Raw genomic sequence first — 20,720 nt, forward strand, 5'->3', positions numbered from 1 at the left:
TGTCACGGCCTCGCGTCAACTCCGACCTCGTCGGAAAGGTCCCATGTCGAGGCCAGCCAGGCCAGGTCGGCTCCGGCCTGACGGCGGGTCGCCCGCTCGCGCGTGAACAGCTCCTCGGTCTTCGTCAGCACCAGCGTGTACGGGCGTCCCTGCCTCCTGGTCACATGACTTACGGGCAGCTCGGCCGTGTCGATCCTGCTGTGCACGTGCCGCCGCCCGTCCTTCGCCAGCGGCCACTCCAGCGTCCGCCGCGACCGGGAGCCGAGAAACGCACCCAGGGTGCCGCACAGCTCACAGCCGCACCCGGTCCACGCTACCGACCAGTCGTCCGCGGCACGTGGCGCCCGGCGCGCGAGCGCGCCGAGCCGGTCCCCGCACTCCCGTGCCACCGCCGCGAGGCCGGCCGTCCGGGGCTCGCCCTCCGTCTGTTCCCGCGCCGCGTGGCGCAGCATCGGCAGCAGGCACTCCAGGACCGTGTCCGGGCAGGAACGCAACGCTGCCATGATCCGGCCGAGCAGCTGCTCGTCGACCGCTTCCAGGATGCGCAGCAGTGGCAGGCTCAGCCGCTCCAACCGCGCGCGGCGGATCTCGGCCGGCCCGGTTGCGGCCCACAGCCGCAGCTCACCGTCCACCTGGGTCCAGGCCCCGGTCAACAGCAGCTGGGCCGCCGCCGGGCTCCGGGCGGAGCGCAGCGCCGCGCACAGCTGGGGAAGCCGCTCGGTCCAGTCGTACCGGTGTTCCTCGAAGCGGTTCCGCGCGCCGCCGAACCAGCCCTCGGTGACCCGGCCCAGCCACGGGACGCCGTACCGCTTCGCCACTGCGGCCAGGTCGTCCGCGTGTTCCGGAGTGAGCGCGTCGACCCGGAACGGCTCAAGGAGCATCGCGGCGGTCCCGGGCGCCCGAAGGCCCTCGGCCACCCGCAGCGCGCTCCCCAGCTGCCCGGGCTGTACACCACTGCCCTTCCAGAACGGCGCGAGGGACTCGGCCGCGGCGCGTGCGCCGTCCCGGTCACCCGTGGTGATACGGGCCTGCAGTTCCTCCAGTGCCCACCGCGATCCGGCCTCGCCGCGCGCCGCGAAGGCCCGCTCCCGTGGCCACACCACGACCGCGGCCCGCCGGTACCAGCGGTCCAGTGTGTTGCCGTAGTTGCCCATGTAGCCCTCGTACTGGGAGTCATAGGGCTTCAGGTCAGCACTCGGGGTACTGGCGCAGCTCTCGTAGTCGCGGACGTAGAGCGCGATCTCCTCGCCGTCGGCGCCGTCCGGACCGGTCCACCAGCCGAGGGTGATCTCGTCGTCGACCAGCTCGCCGAGCTCGTAGTCCTCGTCGGCGCCCGCGCCGTCGACCGCAGCTGCTTCCTCCCCCTCTTCCTCTCCCTCCTCCTCGTCGTAGCCGTAGTCGTCCCAGGGGTCGTATCCGGCCGGAGTGGCGTCCCAGGTCTCCTTCACCTCTGCGAGGGCGAGTACCGTCTCGCACCCCGCCTGGGCCGCCGCGGCGCGCAGCAGCGCGGCACGCTCCGCGTCGGCGCCCTTGAGCCGGTCCCAGCCGAGACCCCGCTGGGTGTACTCGTGATCGAGCAGGTAGACGAGACGACGGGGCGGATCGAGGTGCTGGCCGCCGTAGCGCGGCCTGGCTGGTGCGTTGAAGTGCTGCTCCAGGCAGTGCGCCAGGTCGTCGAGCGGACCGGACTCCCGCTCCGGGGCCCCTCGCTCGGCCAGCAGGTTGAACGTGAGGGTCACCCGGTAGCCGCTCCTGACCGGTGTCACCTCGTGCGGGCAGTCGGCGTAGAAGGCCACCAGGCTCAGCTCCGTCCTCGACGCACGGTAGGTCCGGCTCTGCCCGGCGTGCCCGATGACCAGTTCGCCGCCGGTGTGCGCCGAGGGCAGTGAAAGCACCAGCGTGCCCACCATGGCGTCGTCCTTCTCGGAGTCCTGGTGGGGGAGGAAGAACTGCCCCTTGCCGTACACGAGGAGCGCGTGCGGCTCGGCCCTGAGCCGAGTCGGCGCGGGCAGCCCGAGCTCGTCCCGGACGTACTCCAGCGCGCCGTCGAGCAGCGTCGGCCAGGCCGGGCCGCCCAGCGTGACCTGGTCCGGCGGGATCTGCCAGGTGTCGCGCACACTGCTGTCGCTCAGGGTGTCCTCCCCCCGGCCGAACAGCGCCGGACGCGCCACCGCGATCAGCTTCTTCACCTGCGGCGCGCGCAGCGGCAGACGCACCGGTCCGACCCCGACCACCTCAAGGCGGACGCCGTCCGCCGGTGCTTCGAGCCGGGCGCTGAACTCCGCCGCCTTCGCACCTCCGAGGAGCACGCCCAGCCGCTCCCTCGCACTCTTGGTCATCACTCCGCCCTCCCTGTTCCCACGGCCGTGCCGCCTGCCCCGACTCTACGGAGCAGCGGGACCGCGGGTGGCCGTCTCACCCGTACGGGAACGCCTTCCCCGGCACGGACGGGCGGCCCGGAAACACCTGGTTCGGGCCCGCGTGCTCCCGCACGTCACTCATCCAGGGACGAGGAGAACAGCCGACCCCCGCACCTGACGCCCCGGCGCTGCGGAACAATGGCCCCGTGTACGACGACGACGCTCAACTGCTTTCCCAGGTACGGTCGCTGCGGGAGAAGGGCAGCGGACCGAAGCAGATCGCACGGGCCCTCGGGCTGAAACCGGCCCGGGCCGGCGCGCTGGTGCGCCAGGTGGCCCACGAACAGCAGAGCACGGCCGCGCCGGCCGCGCGCCCGGTGGTGGGCTGCTGGGTGAGCGCCGACTGGAGCACGGACCTGGAGCTGTCCGCGGCCCCTGACTGGGCGCGCGCGGACGACGAGGGCGCCGGGGATCCCGGGGTCGCCGGTTTCGCCCAGGTCCTGATCGCCCGTCAGGAACGCGCCAGCCGGGTCACCGTCTGCGGGTTCCTGGTCGACGTCTACTGCCTCGGCGTCAAGGACACCGTCGGCCCTCAGGTGATGGGCGGAGGATCGCTGGACGCCTACGTACGCGACTACTACCGGGCGTTCGACCGACCTCCGCTGCGGATCGGTCTGGAGCAGGCGCAGAGCATCGTGCACGGTGGTGTGGCCTACGCCCGCACCCTCGGCTTCGAGCCCGGGCCGGACTTCGCGCAGGTCTCCGTACACCTCGGTGAGCCCGGCCCGGCGGCCCCGCAGGTCGGCTTCGGCCGCCAGGGCAAGCCGTTCTACATCAACGGCCCACGCGACGACGCCCGGAAGATCGTAGGGACGCTGGAGCGCACCTGCGGCGCCGGCAACTACGACTACGTCGTGGGGACGGGATCGATGTGACCGGCGACCGGGACGAGCGTCAGGTACGCATGACCGAGCACGAGGCGCAGGCCAACCTTCGGGCGGTGCTCCAACTGTGCGCGGCAGGCCGACTGCGCTGCAGCGAGAAGACACTCCGTCCGTCCGCGGCGACGGTCAAGGCGGTCGCGGAAGCGCTCGGCGCCGGCGACTTCTACGCCGAGGAACCCATCGCGGCCTTCGCCTGGCCGCTGCTGCTCCAGGCCGGCGGACTCGCCGAACTCGCTTCCGGAAAACTCGCGCTGACCGCACGCGGCAGGGCGGCGCTGACCAAACCGGCATACGACACGCTCGCCCTGCTGTGGCGGCGCTGGCTCAGCCACGGTGTGATCGACGAGTTCTCCCGCGTCGAAGCGATCAAGGGCCAACGCGCGGCGAACGTCCTCACCGCCGTCAAGCCTCGCCGAGCCCAGGTCGGCGCGGCCCTGGCCGCTTGCACACCCGGTGAGTGGACCGACGTCGACACGCTCTTCCGCACCATGCGCAAGGCAGGTCACGATCCCAGGATCGCCCGCACCGAGCGCGCCCTGTGGAAGCTCTACCTGGAGGACCCCGAATACGGCAGCCTCGGCTACGACGGGTTCCACAACTGGGAACTCCTCCAAGGCCGCTACACCCTCGCCGTGTTCTTCGAGTACGCCGCGGTCCTCGGCCTGATCGACGTGGACTACCAGCCGCCGGTGGGCGCCCGCGACGACTACCGCGACAACTGGGGCGCCGACTGGACCGACTGCATCAGCCGCTACGACGGCCTCCTCGCCCTCCGCCTCAACCCGCTCGGCGCCTACGCAACCGGGCAGACCGCCACCTACATCCCCACCCTCGCACCGGCCGACACCGCCCCGAAGGATTCCGGCGGCCTGAAGGTCCTCCCCAACCACGACGTGGTGGCCCTCGACGGACTCGCCCCCGCCGAGATCCTTCTCCTCGACGCCTTCGCCGAGCGCACCGGCGACCGAGTGTGGTCCCTGACCTCCGCCTCACTGCTCACCGCCGTCGGCACAGGCCGCGACCTCGCCGAACTCCGCCGCCATCTGGAGGCCGCCGCTGGTCCGCTCCCGCAGACGGTCACCACGCTCCTGGACGATGCCACCCGCCGCGTCGGCCAGGTCCGTGACACCGGGCCAGTGCATCTCATCGAGTGCGCGGACCCCGCCGTCGCGGCCCTCCTCGCCACTGACCGCCGCACCCGCGCCCACTGCACCCGCCTCGGCGAACGCCACCTCGCCGTCCCCCTCGACAAGCTCCCCGCATTCCGCAGGTCCGCCCTTGCCCAGGGTTACCCCGTCGGCTGACACACGCCATCGCCACCGGTGCGGCCATCACGGTCGAGTACATCGCCGCCTCCGGCAACCGGCCCGTACGCACCCTCAGCCGCCTCGTGCTCGACCTGCCCTGCCTCAGAGCGGCGAGCGCGTCTTCACTCTCTCCCGCATCCACAGCGTCATGAGCGAACCGCACCAATAGGGAGATAGATGGTATCGATGGAGATAGTATCCCTGCCGAGACTATTACCATCGGGAGGCTTGCCATGCATCGCTTCATCGGGCGGGACCGCGAGCTGAACGTGCTCGGCAACGCCTTGCAGGTGGTTCACGATGCCGTCGGGGCGGCGAAACCGGGGCAGTGCATCCTCATGCGGGGAAGACGGCGGGTCGGCAAGTCCAGCCTCGTCGAAGAGTTCCTTCGGCGCACCGAGGTGCCGTACCTCTTCTTCACCGCGGCGGGCGGCACCGCGGAGGACGAGCTGACGGAACTGCTCGACGCCGTCGCCAGATCCACCCTCCCGGAACGGGAACTGTTCACGGAGGAGGCTCCAGAACAGTGGAACGCGGCGTTCAGGCTGCTTGCGGAGATCCTTCCCGACGACAGCCCGAGCGTGATCGTCATCGACGAAGTTCCCTATCTCATGGACCGCATCGACGCCTTCGAGGGCATGCTCCAGCGGGCATGGGACCGCCTGCTCAGCCGCAAGCCGGTGCTTCTCCTCCTGGTCGGGTCCGATCTGTCGATGATGGAGGCGCTGAACAGCTACGACCGCCCCTTTCACCAGCGGGGCCGGGAAATGGTCGTGGGGCCCCTGAACCCGGCCGACATCGGCGAGATGCTCGGCCTGTCTCCGGCGGCCGCGTTCGACGCCGCCCTGATCACGGGCGGTCTTCCACTGATCTGCGCCGAGTGGCAGGCCGGAACGGATGTCTGGGAGTTCCTGGGCGACTCGCTGGACAACCCGATCTCCGCTTTGCTGGTCTCCGCCGAGCGCTCACTGGCCGCGGAGTTTCCACCGCAGGCGATGAGCAGGGAGGTACTGCGGGCCATCGGAAGCGGGGAGCGAACCTTCACCAACATCGCGCGCGCGGCCGGCGGCATCGCCCACACGACTCTCACCCGAGCCACGGACGTCCTGACCGAGAAACGGGTCGTGGCCGCCGAGCTGCCGCTCTCACTGAGGCCGTCGAAGGAACGCCGCTACCGCGTGGCTGACCCCTATCTCCGGTTCTGGCTCGCATTTCTGGATCCGCACATGGCGGAGATCGAGCGGATGCGGGGAGATCTCACGCTGAGCCGGATCAAGGAGCAGTGGACGAGTTGGCGTGGCCGCGCGATCGAACCTCTCGTCCGGGAATCCCTCGCCCGGCTCCTGCCGGACGAGGACCTGCCCGCCGCTCCAGCGATCGGCGGGTACTGGACCCGCAGCAACGACGTCGAAATCGACCTGGTGGGCGCCGACCGGCAGCCGGTGGCCAAGCAGTTGCTCTTTCTCGGTTCGGTCAAGTGGCTGGAAAACTCCGCGTTCGACAACCACGATCTGGCCGCGCTGCAGAAGCACCGGGCGGCGATCACCGACGAGCCGGTACCGCTCGTGGCGGTCTCCCGCAGCGGGGTCGGTTGTTCCGGCCTTCAGGCGGTGTACGGCCCCGAGGACCTGCTCAGCGCCTGGCGCAGGGCGTGAGCAACGGCTGCACTCCTGTGGTTGCGGTTCTGGTTGCATTCACTGGTGTACGGCACCGTCCGGAAGCCCCACCCGACCCTGCTGCACCGCAGGTCAGAACGCCCCCGACCCACCCCGAACCCCCAGACGAACATTTGGAAAGCGTGTTGGGGGCAACCCCTCACGAGTTCGAATCTCGTATCCTCCGCAGTCGCCTGAACAGGCGAAACGAAGAGCCGGACCCCTCATTGTGGTCCGGCTCTTCGGCGTGCCCTGGTTGCAGTTTCGGTTGCATTTATAGGTGACATTTAGGACACATCCTCGAGCAGGAAAGGCGCACGCCCGCGTCCTACGGGGCGACCGGCGCAGACCCTGAGGAGCTTTGACACCGAACGCGGCCATGCCCCGCATCCGTCGATGCCTGATTCACCCATCGCGGGCCGGCCTGCGGCGACTCTGGCTTTCTCGGCGGATCCATGCGGATCTGTCCATGATCCCGGGACGATGTCGCGGTCATAGCCCGATCATCCGGACCTTGCTGCCGCACAGTCGGGTCATGTCATCGGCGTCCGACGTGAGGATGGCGACCGGGCCAGGCTGACGCAAGGCCGCTTCCGCGACGGTGGCGTCGATCGCGTACTTGTGGCCGTGCAGACCGGCGCCCTTGAGCAGTTGGGCCGCCGCCTTGGCCGCCGCCTCCGTGATCGGCTCCACCTTGACCCGGGAGAGCGCCCATTGCAGTCGGGGCAGGTTCACCCTGGCGTGGCTCACCTCCACGATGGTGTTGGCGCTGACGACAAGGTCCGCTCCGATGTCGTGGAACACCTGGAACATCGCCAGAACCTTCCGGTCCTGCGCCACCCAGGCCGACAGCCCTTCGCTGTCCAGGACGACGGTCTCGATGTGCCCGCTCACGCGGCGCTCGCGCCACCGGCGGCCTGCGTCGTACCGAAGATCCGCGCTCGCGCCTCGGCCAGCTCTTCCTCACTGAAGGCCCCGTACTCGTCCGTGTGGCTGCGCAGATCGGCCCCCAGGAGCTGGTGCCGGATCTGCCTGGCAACCGCTTCGGCCACATAGCCGGAGATGTTGTCCGTGATCTTCTTCAGCTCCGCCACCTGCTCGGTGGGGAGTGTCACCGTGATACGTGTGGTGTCAGCCATGGCGGCAAGCATACTTCGGTATGCACGCCATTTCCTCCCCTTTCCGCAGCCGGTCCGGTCAGCGGCAGTCGGGGCGACCGTCCCTTCCAGCGGGGGCTCAGCTGTACGACTCGCCAGTTCATCGGGCCCAGTAGCGGTACGCCTCGATCCACTGCCAGCCCTCGGGGGCGGGTTCCGGCAGGGGCAGGTCCAGAATTCCGATGTCCTGTCGGACCGATTCCCGGGCGCAGCGTGCGACCACGCGCCCGTCCTTGGCCAGATCGCCACCGACCACGCTCACCTCGACGCCGAGAACTGTCGTGGTGAACGGCACGGCAAGGGTCTCCTCGATCATCGTGAAGAAGCCGGTGAGTTGCTCATCCTCGCCGTAGGCGTCGACGGTGGCCTCTTCGATCAACGCCTCCAGCGCGGCTGGGGCGCAGGTGCTGCCATGGCCTCACCGTAGCGCTGCACCGTAGGGTTGAGGACCGGTTGTTCAGCAGCGGCTTATCCGTCGTGGCGCCGTCGCCAGCAGTCAAGCCGAGGCTCGCGGTTGCCAGCGTGTGACGTTGCCTGGTGGGGTTAGGTGGTCCGCGGCCCAGGGGAGGGTCCGGCAAGCGACAGGGCGGAAGAGAGTGGCACGAGTCGTCGTACGAGAGCCGAGTACGGGCGCGAGGAGCGCACCGCCGCTGGCCCGGCAGGAAACATCCGCCTTCGTGAGGGAGCTGCTCGGCGCCGGCTGGGCGGCGGTTTTCCTGCCCGGTGAGCCCGCCCGCCTCGGGCGGCTGCTGCTGTGGAAGCCGACCGGGGCAGCAGCCGGGGACAGTATGGCGCCCACCGGCCTTGAGACCGAGGTGGTGGAGCTGGTTCTGCCGCACGGCCGTTCGGTCAGGCGGCGAAAGGTGGAGGGTTACGTGGTGCCTGTCGCCGTCGCTGTCTCCGCCCTGGTCGATGCGGAGCCGACGCATCCCTCGGGCGCCGCCTGGCAGGCCGCCACTCGCTTCGCGCTGCGGCTGCTCGCCGACGGCCGCCTCCACCCGGCCCTCACCCCCGCCGGTTACGACACCTGGCAGGTGGGTCCCTTCACCGCCGCCCAGCGCCAGGCGCTGGACGCCCTGGCCGCCGCCTTCCCGCCCCACGCCCACTGCCTGCCCGAGCCTGGCCCCGCTCCGGTACGGATCGCCGAACCGGCCGCGCTGGTACGGCAGTTCTGCGACGCGGTCGCCGATGATCTGGTCCGTACGCCGGCCGCGCCGCTCGCCATGGGGGCGCTGCCGTACGCCTGGCGCGAAGCCCGCGCCGTGCCCGCCCTGCGTGAATGGGCCGAGGAGACCCAGGCGGCGCTCACCGCCGACGTCAGTGTCTCCCTGCGCGTCGACGTACCCGAAGGACGCCGACGGCAGTTCCGGGCCGTCCTGCAACTGCACACCGCGGCGGACCCGGCGCTCGTCATCGAGGCCGCACGACTCTGGAGCGAGCCGGCCGAGGTGGAGCGGCTACTCGGCCCGCGCGCCGAGACCGAGACCCTTCTCGCCCTGCGCCGCTGCGCCCGCGCCTGGCCCCCGCTGCGGAGGCTGCTCGACGATGCCGCTCCCGATCAGCTCCGGTTGACCGACGACGAAGCCTTCGATCTCCTCGGGGACGCCACGGACGCGTTGCTCGCGGCCGGTGTCGACGTGCACTGGCCGCGCGACCTGGTCAAGGCGCTCACCGCGACCGCGGAGATCGGGCAGCGCACCGCCCCCGGTTCCACCGCGGGCGGCCTGCTGGACACCGAGGCCCTCCTCGACTTCCGCTGGCAGGTCTCCCTCGGCGGCGAGCCGCTCACCGAGGCCGAGATGGATGCTCTCGCGGAGTCACGCCGTCCCCTCGTCCGGCTTCGCGACCAGTGGGTGCTCGCCGACCCGAAGCTGGTGGCCCGCGCCAAGCGCCGCCGGATGGAACCGCTCACCCCCATGGAGGCGCTCGGCGCCGCGCTGACCGGCGAGGCCGAGCGGGACGGTGACCGGGTTCCCTGTGCGGCGGTCGGTGCGTTCGGCGACCTGGTCGCTCGTATCCGCGATCCCGAGTCCCGCACCCCCGCGCCCCAGCCCGCCGCGCTCGAGGCCACGTTGCGCGAGTACCAGAAGCGGGGCCTGGCCTGGCTGGCCGAGATGTGCGCACTCGGCCTCGGCGGCTGTCTCGCCGACGACATGGGCCTGGGCAAGACCATCACCCTGCTCGCTCTGCACCTGCACCGCCAGAGCGACCCCGCCACCGCGGGCCCCACGCTCGTCGTCTGCCCGACCTCTCTGCTCGGCAACTGGCAGCGCGAGGCCGCCAGGTTCGCGCCTTCCATCCCCGTGCGCCGCTACCACGGCGGCGACCGCCACCTGAAGGACCTCGCCGATGACGAGATCGTCCTGGTCACCTACGGCGTCCTGCGCCGCGACCGGGAGACCCTCACCGAGCACGCATGGTCGCTGATCGCCGCCGACGAGGCCCAGCACGTCAAGAACCCCTACGCCGTCACCGCCCGTGAGCTGCGTGCCCTGCCCGCCCGCGCCCGGGTCGCCCTCACCGGCACCCCCGTGGAGAACAACCTCTCCGAACTGTGGGCGCTCCTCGACTGGACCACCCCCGGACTCCTCGGCCCGCTCACGGCCTTCCGCGACCTGCATGCCCGAGCGATCGAGTCGGGCGAGGACCCACAAGCTGCCGACCGGCTGTCCCGTCTTGTCCGCCCGTTCCTGCTGCGCCGCAGGAAGTCCGACCCGGGCATCGCACCCGAGCTGCCCGCCAAGACCGAAACCGACCGCGTCGTCCCGCTGACGGCCGAGCAGGCGAGCCTGTACGAGGCAGTGGTCCGCGAAACCATGACGAAGATCGCCGAAGCCGAGGGCATCGCCCGCCGCGGTCTGGTTCTGAAGCTCCTCACCGCGTTGAAGCAGATCTGCAACCACCCCGCCCAGTACCTGCGCCAGTCGACACCCCTGCGCGGCCGGTCCGGCAAGCTCGACCTGCTCGACGAACTGATCGACACCATCACGGCCGAGGGCGAGTCGGTGCTGGTCTTCACCCAGTACAAGCAGATGGCGACCCTGCTGGAGAAGCACCTCGCAGAGCGAGGAGTCCCCACTCTCTTCCTGCACGGCGGTACCCCCGTCACCGCGCGCGAGGAGATGGTGGACCGCTTCCAGCGCGGCGAGGTGCCGGTGTTCCTGCTCTCCCTCAAGGCCGCGGGCACCGGACTCAATCTCACCCGCGCCACTCACGTCGTGCACTACGACCGCTGGTGGAACCCCGCCGTCGAGGACCAGGCCACCGACCGCGCCTACCGCATCGGCCAGGACAAGCCCGTACAGGTCCACAAACTCCTCGCGGAGGGCACCGTGGAGGACAAGGTGGCGAAGCTTCTCGAGTCCAAGCGCGCGCTCGCCGACGCCGTCGTCGGCTCCGGTGAGGCCGCCCTGACCGAACTGTCCGATGCCGACCTCGCCGAACTCGTCGCCCTGGGGAGGCAGACATGAGCCCTTCGTTTCCCGGCCAGCGCCGCGCGCCCGCTCGCGGCAGGCGTACCTTCGCCGCGACCTGGTGGGGCCAGGCATGGGTGACGGCCCTGGAGGACTCCACGCTGGACTCGGGGCGCCTGTCCCGCGGACGCACCTACGCCCGCCAGGGCATGGTCGGCGCCGTCACCATCGCCCCCGGCCAGGTCAAAGCCGCCGTCCAGGGCAGCAGGCCCCGCCCCTACCGCTCCGCCGTCCACCTGCCCGTCCTCACCGACCCTCAGTGGGACACCCTGCTCGACACGATCGCGGCCCGCGCCGGACATCGCGCGGCACTTCTCGACAACGAGATGCCCGCCGAACTCGTGGACGACGCCCGGCACGCAGGCGTCCCACTGCTCCCACTGCCCACCGAGCTCGATCCGGAGTGCTCCTGCCCCGACTGGGGATACCCCTGCAAGCACGCCGCCGCGCTCTGCTACGCCATCGCCGCCACCATCGACACCGACCCGTTCGTGCTCTTCGCGCTGCGCGGCCGCGGTCGCGAGGAGGTCTTCGCCCAGCTACGCGCACGCCGTACGGCAGCGCTGGAGACCGCCGCCCCACCGGCACCTGCCGGCACCCCGGCCGCCGCCGCGTACGCCCGCTGGGCCGAAGAGCCCCCCGAACTGCCCGAACTCCCGGAACCCACCGCCCACACCACAGCGCTGCCCCTCGCCCCGCCACCCGGCACCGGCCTGGCCGCCGCGGACCTGGAACGCCTCATGGCCCACGCCACCGCGCGCGCCGCCCGGCTCCTCGCGGGCGACACCGCCGACCTGCACCTGACCCAGTACCAGGACGCCGTCCGCATCGCCGCGAGCAACCCCGGACCCGAGTGGTTCCACCACCTGATCCAGAACACCGGCACCAAACCCACTGCCTTCGCACGCCTCACCCGCGCCTGGCGCCACGGCGGCCCCACGGGCATCACCGTCGCCGAACAGCCCTACGCCCCCGACCCGACGGTGATGAAGGCCGCCCGCACCGCCCTGGACGCGGCCCTCGCCGAGATGACCGACTCCCCCACACACCTCAGAACCTGGCGCAACCGCCTCACCCTCACCCACCACGGCATCCAGCTGCGTCTGGGCCCCGACGCCCGCTGGTACCCCTTCCTCCAGAACGACGACGGCGAATGGTGGCCCGCGGCACCAGCCGACAGTGACCCGGTCACCGCGCTCACCTCGGCCTGGTCGCAGAACGGGGAGTAAGGAGGCGACTCCCCGTTGACCAGGAACCACGAGCAGAAGCTGGACACACTCACACTGCTCCACTTCCGTGGTTGCGGTTCTGGTTGCGTTCATCGGCGCACAGCACCGTTCAGAGCCCCCGCCAGGACCAGCTGCACCGCAGGTCAGGACGTTGCCGTAGGCCCCGGAACCCCCAGACGAACATGTGGAAAGCGTGTTGGGGGCAACCCCTCACGAGTTCGAATCTCGTATCCTCCGCCATTGCTCTCACCGGGCAATACGTCGAAGGGCCCCACCGTTCACGGGCCCTTCGACGTTGGTTGTTGCGGCCGGGTGGTGGGCGTCGTGGTCAGTGGGGTGGGGGCCGGTCCGAAGGCTCGGGGGTGGTGAGGCGGCGGTAGGCGGCTCGGGCCTGGAGTAGGCGGGCGAGGGTGGTGCCGGTCAGGGCCGCGGTGAGGAGGCAGACCAGCCAGACCGTGTCGCGCGGGTTGGTCCAGGTCAGGACGCCTGCCGGGGGGATGGCGAAACCGTTGAGGAAGAGCCAGCACAGGGCTGCCGTGCCCGGGGCCGCGGTGAAGCGGGCGTACGCGCCGAGGAGTGCGGCGAGCAGGGACAGCGCGACCAGGGCCAGGCCGGGGCGGTCCGTTCCGACCAGCGCGTTGTGCACGGCCACCAACGCCATCGCACCCCCGAAGGCCGTGGCCCACACCAGGGGCGTGGCCACGGGCTGGGGGACCGGGCGGGGGCCGCTCCCCAGGGACACCCACTGGATCACGGACGCCCTCCGGGGGTTTCGGACACCTGCGCCTCGGGGGTCCTGGGAGTCACGGAGGTCACGGCGGTCCGGCTCGTTCGGGAAGGCACCTGGAGCTGGAGGGGGATGGGTATCGCCTTCGTGGTGCGGGGGGCCAGGGCGGCCGGGCCATGGCTCGTGGGGGTGTCGCCGCCGTGCTTCGGCGGGGCGTCCGCCGCGGGGGTCGGGGGGACACCCGTGGGGGTCATGGTGGTGGGTCCTTTCGGTCCGGTCAGCCCTCGGGGCGGGGCGTGGTGCGGCCGATCCGGGTTTGGGGCCGGGGCCGGGGGTTGGTCGAAGGGGGATTGGTCGAAGGGGGATTGTTCCATCGGAGGTTGGTCTCGCGGTCGGGGGGACGGTGAACCGTCGGTCAGGGTCTGTGGGCGGTCGCCGTGGTCGGTCGGCGGGCGTCGTGGTCGGTCGGCGGGCGTCGTGGTCGGTCGGCGGGCGCCGTGGTCGGTCGGCGGGCGCCGTGGTCGATCGGCGGGCGCCGTGGTCGATCGGCGGGCGCCGTGGTCGATCGGTGGTCTCGGGGGCGGTGGAGGGTTTTCGGGGTCTCGTTAGGGTGGCACCGACGGTTGTCCGACGACATATCCGAATCAGACAGGGGGCCAGCCGTGGGTGCTCCGCGCCTCAGCAGTACGCCGTTGCCGGGTATCGGGGTCCGCTACGACCTCACGACCAGGGAGCAGCGGCGGATCTCGGTGGTCGCTCATCGGGACGGTGCGCGGACGTTGAGCGCGTACCGGCAGGACGATCCGGACGCGTGCGCGCTGTCGCTGCGGCTGACGTCGGGGGAGGCGACCGCCCTCGTCGACGCGCTGGCACCGGACCACCACAGCCCGAATCTGCTGTCCACCACGGAGTTGGGGCTGGTCGCGGAGCGGATCGAGCTGGCGTCGACCTCGCACTGGAACGGGCGCGTGCTGGGCGACACCCGGATGCGGACCGAGACGGGCGCGTCCATCGTGGCCGTACTGCGGCGGGCCGAGGCGATTCCGTCGCCGACGCCGGACTTCCGGCTGGCCGGCGGTGACACGCTCATCGTGATCGGCACCCGGGAAGGCGTGGAGACGGCCGCCGCGATACTCGGGCGGGAGTGAGCGGTTCATGTACGTCTCCGTCTCCGGCGCCCTCTCCGCCCCCGGCGCCGTCTCCGCTCAGGCCGCCGCCGAGTCCGCCTCGCACTCCTCCGCCGTGTTCCTCGTCGAGTTCGGCGCGATCATCCTCGGGCTGGGGCTGCTGGGGCGGTTCGCGGGGCGGTTCCAGTTGTCGCCCATACCGCTCTATCTGCTGGCCGGGCTGGCGTTCGGGGAGGGCGGGCTGCTGCCGCTGGGGACCAGTGAGGAGTTCGTGGCGATCGGCGCCGAGATCGGCGTGATCCTGCTGCTGCTCATGCTCGGCCTCGAATACACGGCCAGCGATCTCGTCTCCAACCTCAGGACCCAGTACCCGGCCGGACTCGTCGACGCCGCCCTCAACGCCCTCCCCGGCGCCGCCATGGCCCTGCTCCTCGGCTGGGGACCCGTCGCCGCCGTCGTCCTCGCCGGAGTCACCTGGATCTCGTCGTCAGGCGTCATCGCCAAGGTCCTCGGCGACCTCGGGCGGCTCGGCAACCGCGAGACCCCGGTCATCCTGAGCATCCTCGTCCTCGAAGACCTCTCCATGGCCGTCTATCTGCCGATCGTCACCGCGCTGCTGGCCGGGGCCGGTCTGGCGGCCGGCAGCGTGACCCTGGCCATCGCGCTCGGTACGGCCGGGATCGTCCTCCTCGTCGCCGTCCGCTACGGGCGGCACATCTCCCGCTTCGTCTCCAGCGACGACCCCGAGAAACTGCTGCTCGTCGTGCTGGGGGTGACGCTCCTCGTCGCCGGGCTCGCGCAGCAGTTGCAGGTGTCGGCGGCCGTCGGCGCGTTCCTCGTCGGCATCGCGCTGTCGGGTGAGGTCGCCGAGGGCGCGCACAGTCTGCTGGCGCCGCTGCGGGATCTGTTCGCCGCGGTCTTCTTCGTCTTCTTCGGGCTGCACACCGACCCCGCCAGCATTCCGCCCGTGCTGCTGCCCGCGCTGGTACTGGCCGTCGTCACCGCACTCACGAAGATCGCCACCGGCTACTGGGCCGCGCGCCGGGCCGGGATCTCCGCGAAGGGGAGCTGGCGGGCGGGCGGCACGCTCGTCGCGCGCGGCGAGTTCTCCATCGTCATCGCCGGACTCGCCGTCACCGCCGGCATCGAACCCTCCCTCGGCCCCCTCGCCACCGCCTACGTCCTCATCCTCGTCATCGTCGGCCCACTCACCGCCCGCTGGACCGAACCGGTGGGGATGTGGCTCACCGACCGCCTGCACCGACCTGCGACGACGGGATCGGGAGAGAGCGGATCGGGAGAGAGCGGATTGAGTGAGGGTGGATTGAGTGAGGGTGGATCGGGAGAGGCAGGGGCCGGGGCAGGGGAGGGCGCATCCGGCGGGGACGGTACGGCAGTGGGCGCGGCCGACCGAGCTTGAGGGGACAGGGCCACAGGGGGCAAGGGACGAAGGGCAGGGGGCAGGGAGCAGGGGGCTCCTCTTCCCCCGCCCCCACCCTCGCGCGCGTGCCCTAGCTAGCCCTAGGCTAGCCCTCCCCGTCCCTCTCGCCCTTGGCGGAGCCCGTCCCCTCGGTCTTGGCGGAGCCCGTCCCCTCGGTCTCGTCGAAGCTGGCGAAATACGCCGCGGCCATGTCCTCGTCGGCGTGGCCCTGGGCGGCGGCGCGGGTGAGGCGGGCGGCGCCGGCGGCGGCCACGTCGAGGCGTACGCCGTGCTGTCGGCCGGCCTCGACGATCAGGTGGGCGTCCTTGGCGGCCGTGGAGACGGCGAAGGAGGCCGGGGAGAGACCGCCGTCGAGGATGAGCGCGGACTTGGCGCGCAGATAGCCCATGTCGAGCGGGCCGCCCTCGATGATCTCGAAGAAGGACCCCGGGTCGACGCCGAGGGCCTGGGACAGGGCCAGGACCTCCCCGGCCGCGTTGGTGGCGGCGAGCACCCAGCTGTTGGCGACCAGCTTGAGCCGGGTAGCGGTGCCGGTCGCGCCGTCCTCGCCGGTCCAGACCGTGCGGGCGCCGACCGCGTCGAAGACGGGGGTCACCGTCTCCCGGCCCGCGACCGGCCCGGCCGCCAGCACCGTCAACTGCCCGGCCTCCGCGGGCTGCCGGGTGCCGAGGACCGGGGCGTCGTAGAAGACCAGTCCGTGTTCGGCGGCCAGCGCGGCCAGATCGGCTACGGCTTCGAGCCCGGCGGTGGTCGACTGGACCCAGACCGTGCCCGGACTCAGCGCGGGCGCCGCCTCGCGGATCACGTCCCGGGCGGCGGCACCGTCGTACAGGATCGTGAGGACGACGTCGGCACCCCGTACGGCCTCGGCCGGGCTGTCGGCGACGTACGCGTCGTCGGCGGCGAGCGGCTCGGCCTTCGCGTGGGTGCGGTTCCACGCCCGTACGGTGTGACCGGCGCGGACGAGGTTGCGGGCCATCGCGGCACCCATGATGCCGGTACCCAGGACACTTACGGTGAGCTTGTCGGTCATGACGTCAACTTCCTGAACTTCCTGCCGCGTACAGTGCGTTGATTCTTCTAAGTGTTATCAGCCCGGGGCGGGCCGGAGGCCGGTACGACACCGGGCGCCGTCTCGGTCACTTGGAGGCCGCGGTGACGAGGCCGTCGAGCCAGGCCTGGTGGCCGTTGAGCATCGGGTTGGGGCGCTCCTGGGCGAGCGCGGCGGCGGGGGCGCCGATCTGGGTCCCGGTACGCCCTCCGCCTGGGCCTGGAACTCGACGACGTGCGCGGCGAGGGGCGGGAAGCCGAAGGTGCCGAAGGTGAACGCCACGTCCGTCCTCAGCTCGGGGCCGTCGCCCTCGGGGAAGGAGATGTCGGCGACGTTGTCGTAGTACGACTCCCAGGTGGAGGTGTCGGTCAGGTACCGCCAGACCTGGGACGCCGTGATGTCCCTTACGACGACCTCGTTGGAGACGAAGTTGTCGCCGGTGCCGGGGAGGTAGCGGTCGGGCCAGGTGATGGCGTTCTGGACGGTGGGGGTGGTGTTGGTGTTGGTGGTCATGACACGAAGGTAGGTTCGGAAGGAATCGGAGTACCAATAGGAAGGTCCATTCCTGATATCGGGACTCCGATGAGTCGGGGGCTCGGGCCGCCGCTCCGGATCAGTGGCCGGTGGCAGACGATCAGGACACTTTCCCGGCCGGGCCGCATGCGTGGGCCGCACCATGGGAAGAAGACCGAACCACGAATACCGGCCGGACGTCCGACGCCGGACATCCGACGCCGGACGCCGGACGCCGGACGCGAGGGTTTGAGAGAACGGGCGGGTGAGCGAGTGAGGGGCAACGGCACGAACGCGTCCGCCATGCACGCGGAGGAGCCGGACGGGCTCACGAGCGGTGGCGGCCTCGACGTACGGCCGGCCGGTCTCGACGTCCGGCCGGCCGGTCTCGACGTACGGCCGGCCTCCGGGTACATCGGCGCCGACATCCACGGCGTCGACCTCGCGGGTCCGCTCGACGACGCGACCGTCGCGGGTGTCCGCGCGGCGCTGCTCCGCTGGAAGGTCGTGTTCTTCCGGGGGCAGAAGCTGGACCACGAGGGGCAGATCGCGTTCGCGCGCCGCTTCGGGGAGCCGATCCGGCTGCGTTCGCGGGGTTCGGTCTCGCCCGCCGGGCACCCCGAGATCGAGACGACGGCCGACCGCCAGGAGCTGGGCCGCAAGCACGGCATGGACCAGGCCGAATGGCTGGAGCGCCGCCGTCACTCCACCCTCCGCGGCTGGCACGCCGACCACACCGCGCGTATCGACCCGCCCGCCCTGACCCTGCTCCGTGCCGAGCGGGTGCCCCCGTACGGCGGCGACACCACGTGGGCCAACCTCGCCGCCGCCTACGCGGGTCTGTCCGAGCCGGTGCGCCGGTTCGCCGACGGGCTGCGCGCCGAGCACCGGCTCGGCGTCGGCTATCTCGCCCGGTCCGGCCCCGACCCGTATCTCCGCCATCTCCAGGACCACCAGGTCGCGTCCGTCCACCCGGTCGTGCGCGTCCATCCCGAGAGCGGGGAGCGGATCCTGTACGTCAATCCGTACTACGTCGAGAACATAGTGGACGTGACCAGGGCGGAGAGCCGGCTCCTCCTTGAGATGTTCGTCGAACAGATCACGCGGCCCGAGTACACGGTCCGCTTCCGCTGGGAGCCGGGGTCGGTGGCCCTCTGGGACAATCGCGCCACCGTCCACCTGGCCCCGAGCGACACGGCCCACCTGGACTTCCCGCGCATCATGCACCGCGTCATGGTCGCGGGGGACCCGCCGGTCGGCGTGGACGGCACCCCGTCGAAGTCACTGTGCGGCGCGCCGCTGCATGAGCGGGCGGGGTAGCCGCCGGGGGGAAGCGTACGGTCGGCCGGCCCGATCACCTCAGCCGACCCGGCCGGCCAGGGAGCCGGCTAGCTCACCCGTACCGACTTCTCCACCGTGACCTGGTCGATCTCCGTCGTGCGGACCGTGAGCTTCATCGTCCACTTGCCGGGGAGCGGGAGTTGGAGGGTGTCGGTGGCCCAGTAGCCGCCGCGGTCGGTGAGCTTCGCGTCGATCGGGCCGATCTTCTGGGACTTCAGGGTGAAGGTGAGACGCAGCTCGGGGACGGTCGCGATGCCGTCGTCGGGGCCGAAGACCACGGCCTGGACGGAGTTCTTGCCCACGCGCCCCGGGCCGAGGTCGATCTGCACCTTGCCGTGGCCGTTCGGGGTACCGACGTCGAACGGAACCGTCGACGAGGAGGCCGTGACCCCACCGGCCGCCGCGCCCGCGCTCTCCTTGGCGATCTCCGCCGCCGCGCGACCCGGCAGGGTTCCCGTCAGCACGGTGGTGATCACCAGGACGATCACCGCGACCGTGAACTCCGCGAGCACGGAACGCCGAAGGGCCTGGCGGGGCGGATCGGCCCACGTCGGGTCCTCGTCCAACAAGGTCTCATCCGATGAGACCTTGTTGGACGAGACCTTGTTGGACGGGACCTCGTTCGATGAGTCGTCGTTCGGTTTGTCCCCGGCCGATGAGTCCGTCGTCGTCGAGTCCCCCGTCGTCGAGTCCGACGGCACCTCGCTCTCGACGGCACCCACCCGCTCGGGCACCCGCGCCGCCACCGCCACCGCCACCGCCACCGCCGCGGTCACCCGCTCGTCGGCCTCGGCCTGTTCACCGGCCTCGGTCTCTTCACCGGCCGAGGCCGTCGCCGAGGTCGCCGTCCCCAAGCGGCCCGTCCAGCGCCGTGAGAACGCCGCCGCCACCAGCAGGAGCAGTACCGCGACCAGCTTGGCGACGAGGACCTCCCCGTACGCCGTGGAGGTGAGGGCGGACCAGGAGCCGAGGCCGCGCCAGGACTGGTAGACGCCGGTGACGACGAGGACGATCACCGAGAGGAAGGAGAGCCGGGAGAAACGGTTGACCACGGCGGCCGACAGGGTCTGCGGCGCCCGGTACAACACGGTGAGCAGCGCGGTCAGCCCGCCCAGCCAGACGGCCATGGCGAGCAGATGCAGCACGGAGGACGTCATCGCGACCGGCACCTGGATCCCGGCCGAGGCATGCTCGGCGGCGGCCCAGGTCCCGGCGAGGCCGACGGAGATCAGCGCCCCGCACACGAGCGCGCCCCTGCCCCACGCCTCCTCGCGCTCCCCCGCCGCACCCTGCTCGCCCCGCCGGCGTACGCGTACGAGCAGGAGGGCGGCCAGCGCGAGCAGCGCGAGCCGGGCCAGCAGGGCGAGTCCCGGCCGGCTGACCAGCGTCTCGCGCAGGACGGTGAGGTCGAGGACGGTCCCGACGCCGCTGCCCCGCTCGTACGGACCGCGGAGCAGCAGCAGTACCGCCGAGGCCAGCAGCAGGGCCAGCCAGCCCGACATCAGCAGCTTGCGCAGCGCCTCGCTCGGGCGTCCGAGCACGATCGCGAGGAAGAACGTCACGCCGATGAGCAGGGCGAGGGCGCCGTACGCGAAGTAGCGGGTGATGTCGTAGAGGGAGGAGGTGAACGGGTCCTCGGTGAGGTCGGCGGGGAGGACCGCGGCCGTCGCGGACGGTTCGCCGATGGAGAAGATCAGGGCACCCGAGATGGGGTGGCTGTCGGCGGAGACCACCCGCCAGGCGATCGTGTACGTGCCGTCGTCGAGGCCGGCGGGGAGGGTGACACGTGCCGTGTCGGCCCGGCCGCCCGCGCGTCCCGGCTTGCCGGTGTCGACGGCCCGGTTCTCCGGGTCGACGACGCGGAGGGAGTCCTCCAGGAGGCTTACCGACTCGGTGAAGCGGAGGGTGATGTCCCGGGGGGCGGTGTCGAGGACGCTTCCGTCGACGGGGTCGCTTCCCTTCAGTGCGGCGTGCGCGGACGCGGTACCCGCCCCGCCGAGGAGGAACAGGACCAGCACGGTGCCCAGCAGCACCACGCGCTGAAGACCTCGCCCCCGGCCGCCGCCGAGACGGCCTTGGCCTCCGGCACGGGCTCCGTCACGGCCGCCGTCTCGGCCTGTGGCCCCGCCGGTTCCGCCGTCTCGCCTCGCGCCTCTGTCTCCGCCGCTGTTCCTCGCGGCCCCGACTCGGGTCGCGCCCTCGTGCCTGCCCTCGTCCCTGTCCTCGTCCTCGACTGGGTCGCTGTACCTGCCTCGGTCCACGTAGTGCTCCGGATCCACGGTCGCCGGCTCTCGGACTCCTCGAACAGGTACGCACGCCACGAACGCCGCGTTCAACGCGATCCGCACCGACCCACCCCCCACACCTCCTCCGGATCTTCCGGATCTTCCGGATC

The 20,720-nt window shown here is 71.3% G+C and carries 16 protein-coding genes; 8 read left to right on the forward strand and 8 right to left on the reverse strand.

What is annotated here, in order from left to right:
* Positions 1-2: 2 nt before the first annotated feature.
* Positions 3-2,339, reverse strand: coding sequence for a 2OG-Fe(II) oxygenase (locus tag F9278_RS22875; RefSeq protein WP_152170003.1), 2,337 nt, complete (start codon positions 2,337-2,339; stop codon positions 3-5).
* 227 nt (positions 2,340-2,566) lie between these two features.
* Between F9278_RS22875 and F9278_RS22880 the strand changes: the two genes are divergently transcribed.
* From F9278_RS22880 to F9278_RS22890, 3 genes are all read left to right on the forward strand, one after another.
* Entirely contained in the window at positions 2,567-3,295 is a 729-nt protein-coding gene (locus F9278_RS22880; RefSeq protein ID WP_152170004.1) for a hypothetical protein, read from the forward strand.
* Positions 3,296-3,324: 29 nt separating this feature from the next.
* Positions 3,325-4,608: a helicase-associated domain-containing protein gene (locus F9278_RS22885; protein ID WP_152170005.1), complete on the forward strand. Its 1,284-nt coding sequence runs from the start codon at positions 3,325-3,327 to the stop codon at positions 4,606-4,608.
* 236 nt (positions 4,609-4,844) lie between these two features.
* The gene (locus F9278_RS22890) at positions 4,845-6,266 is read left to right on the forward strand and encodes an ATP-binding protein (RefSeq protein WP_152170006.1); all 1,422 of its coding nucleotides are present in this window, start codon (positions 4,845-4,847) and stop codon (positions 6,264-6,266) included.
* Positions 6,267-6,758: 492 nt separating this feature from the next.
* Here the strand turns inward: F9278_RS22890 and F9278_RS22895 are convergent, their stop codons facing one another.
* The 3 genes from F9278_RS22895 to F9278_RS22905 all read right to left on the reverse strand — a co-directional run bounded on the left by F9278_RS22895 (position 6,759) and on the right by F9278_RS22905 (position 7,802).
* Positions 6,759-7,160, reverse strand: coding sequence for a PIN domain-containing protein (locus F9278_RS22895; protein WP_152170007.1), 402 nt, complete (start codon positions 7,158-7,160; stop codon positions 6,759-6,761).
* On the reverse strand, positions 7,157-7,405 hold the full coding sequence (locus F9278_RS22900) for a hypothetical protein (RefSeq protein ID WP_152170008.1): 249 nt from the start codon (positions 7,403-7,405) through the stop codon (positions 7,157-7,159). The genes F9278_RS22895 and F9278_RS22900 overlap by 4 nt, the downstream gene beginning before the upstream one ends.
* A gap of 118 nt (positions 7,406-7,523) precedes the next feature.
* Positions 7,524-7,802, reverse strand: a complete 279-nt coding sequence (locus F9278_RS22905; protein WP_152170009.1) for a calcium-binding protein — start codon at positions 7,800-7,802, stop codon at positions 7,524-7,526.
* A gap of 298 nt (positions 7,803-8,100) precedes the next feature.
* Between F9278_RS22905 and F9278_RS22910 the strand changes: the two genes are divergently transcribed.
* Positions 8,101-10,893 carry a DEAD/DEAH box helicase gene (locus F9278_RS22910; protein ID WP_152170010.1) on the forward strand — a complete coding sequence of 931 codons (2,793 nt, stop codon included), beginning with the start codon at positions 8,101-8,103 and terminating at the stop codon, positions 10,891-10,893.
* Positions 10,890-12,125 carry an SWIM zinc finger family protein gene (locus F9278_RS22915; RefSeq protein WP_226966872.1) on the forward strand — a complete coding sequence of 412 codons (1,236 nt, stop codon included), beginning with the start codon at positions 10,890-10,892 and terminating at the stop codon, positions 12,123-12,125. Before F9278_RS22910 ends, F9278_RS22915 begins: the two co-directional genes overlap by 4 nt.
* A 328-nt stretch (positions 12,126-12,453) precedes the next feature.
* Here the strand turns inward: F9278_RS22915 and F9278_RS22920 are convergent, their stop codons facing one another.
* On the reverse strand, positions 12,454-12,879 hold the full coding sequence (locus F9278_RS22920) for a hypothetical protein (RefSeq protein ID WP_152170011.1): 426 nt from the start codon (positions 12,877-12,879) through the stop codon (positions 12,454-12,456).
* Between the two features lie 635 nt (positions 12,880-13,514).
* Here F9278_RS22920 and F9278_RS22925 point away from each other — a divergent pair.
* Together F9278_RS22925 and F9278_RS22930 are read left to right on the forward strand one after the other, a co-directional pair.
* Positions 13,515-14,000, forward strand: coding sequence for a cation:proton antiporter regulatory subunit (locus F9278_RS22925; protein ID WP_193241593.1), 486 nt, complete (start codon positions 13,515-13,517; stop codon positions 13,998-14,000).
* Positions 14,001-14,007: 7 nt separating this feature from the next.
* A complete protein-coding gene (locus F9278_RS22930) occupies positions 14,008-15,399 on the forward strand; it encodes a cation:proton antiporter (RefSeq protein ID WP_226966873.1) in 1,392 nt (463 codons plus the stop codon).
* A 106-nt stretch (positions 15,400-15,505) separates the two neighbouring features.
* Here the strand turns inward: F9278_RS22930 and F9278_RS22935 are convergent, their stop codons facing one another.
* Both F9278_RS22935 and F9278_RS22940 read right to left on the reverse strand, forming a co-directional pair.
* Positions 15,506-16,453 carry an NAD(P)-dependent oxidoreductase gene (locus F9278_RS22935; protein ID WP_226966874.1) on the reverse strand — a complete coding sequence of 316 codons (948 nt, stop codon included), beginning with the start codon at positions 16,451-16,453 and terminating at the stop codon, positions 15,506-15,508.
* Between the two features lie 57 nt (positions 16,454-16,510).
* Positions 16,511-16,984 carry a hypothetical protein gene (locus tag F9278_RS22940; protein WP_226966875.1) on the reverse strand — a complete coding sequence of 158 codons (474 nt, stop codon included), beginning with the start codon at positions 16,982-16,984 and terminating at the stop codon, positions 16,511-16,513.
* A 273-nt stretch (positions 16,985-17,257) separates the two neighbouring features.
* On the opposite strand from F9278_RS22940, the gene F9278_RS22945 reads away from it, so the two are divergent.
* Positions 17,258-18,304 (forward strand): TauD/TfdA dioxygenase family protein, encoded by a 1,047-nt coding sequence (locus F9278_RS22945; RefSeq protein WP_226966876.1) that lies wholly within the window; start codon positions 17,258-17,260, stop codon positions 18,302-18,304.
* 68 nt (positions 18,305-18,372) lie between these two features.
* Here F9278_RS22945 and F9278_RS22950 read toward each other — a convergent pair whose 3' ends face one another.
* Positions 18,373-20,358 (reverse strand): copper resistance CopC/CopD family protein, encoded by a 1,986-nt coding sequence (locus tag F9278_RS22950; RefSeq protein WP_152174060.1) that lies wholly within the window; start codon positions 20,356-20,358, stop codon positions 18,373-18,375.
* Positions 20,359-20,720: the final 362 nt, after the last annotated feature.

This window comes from Streptomyces phaeolivaceus, assembly GCF_009184865.1.
In the GTDB taxonomy this organism is placed as follows: domain Bacteria; phylum Actinomycetota; class Actinomycetes; order Streptomycetales; family Streptomycetaceae; genus Streptomyces; species Streptomyces phaeolivaceus.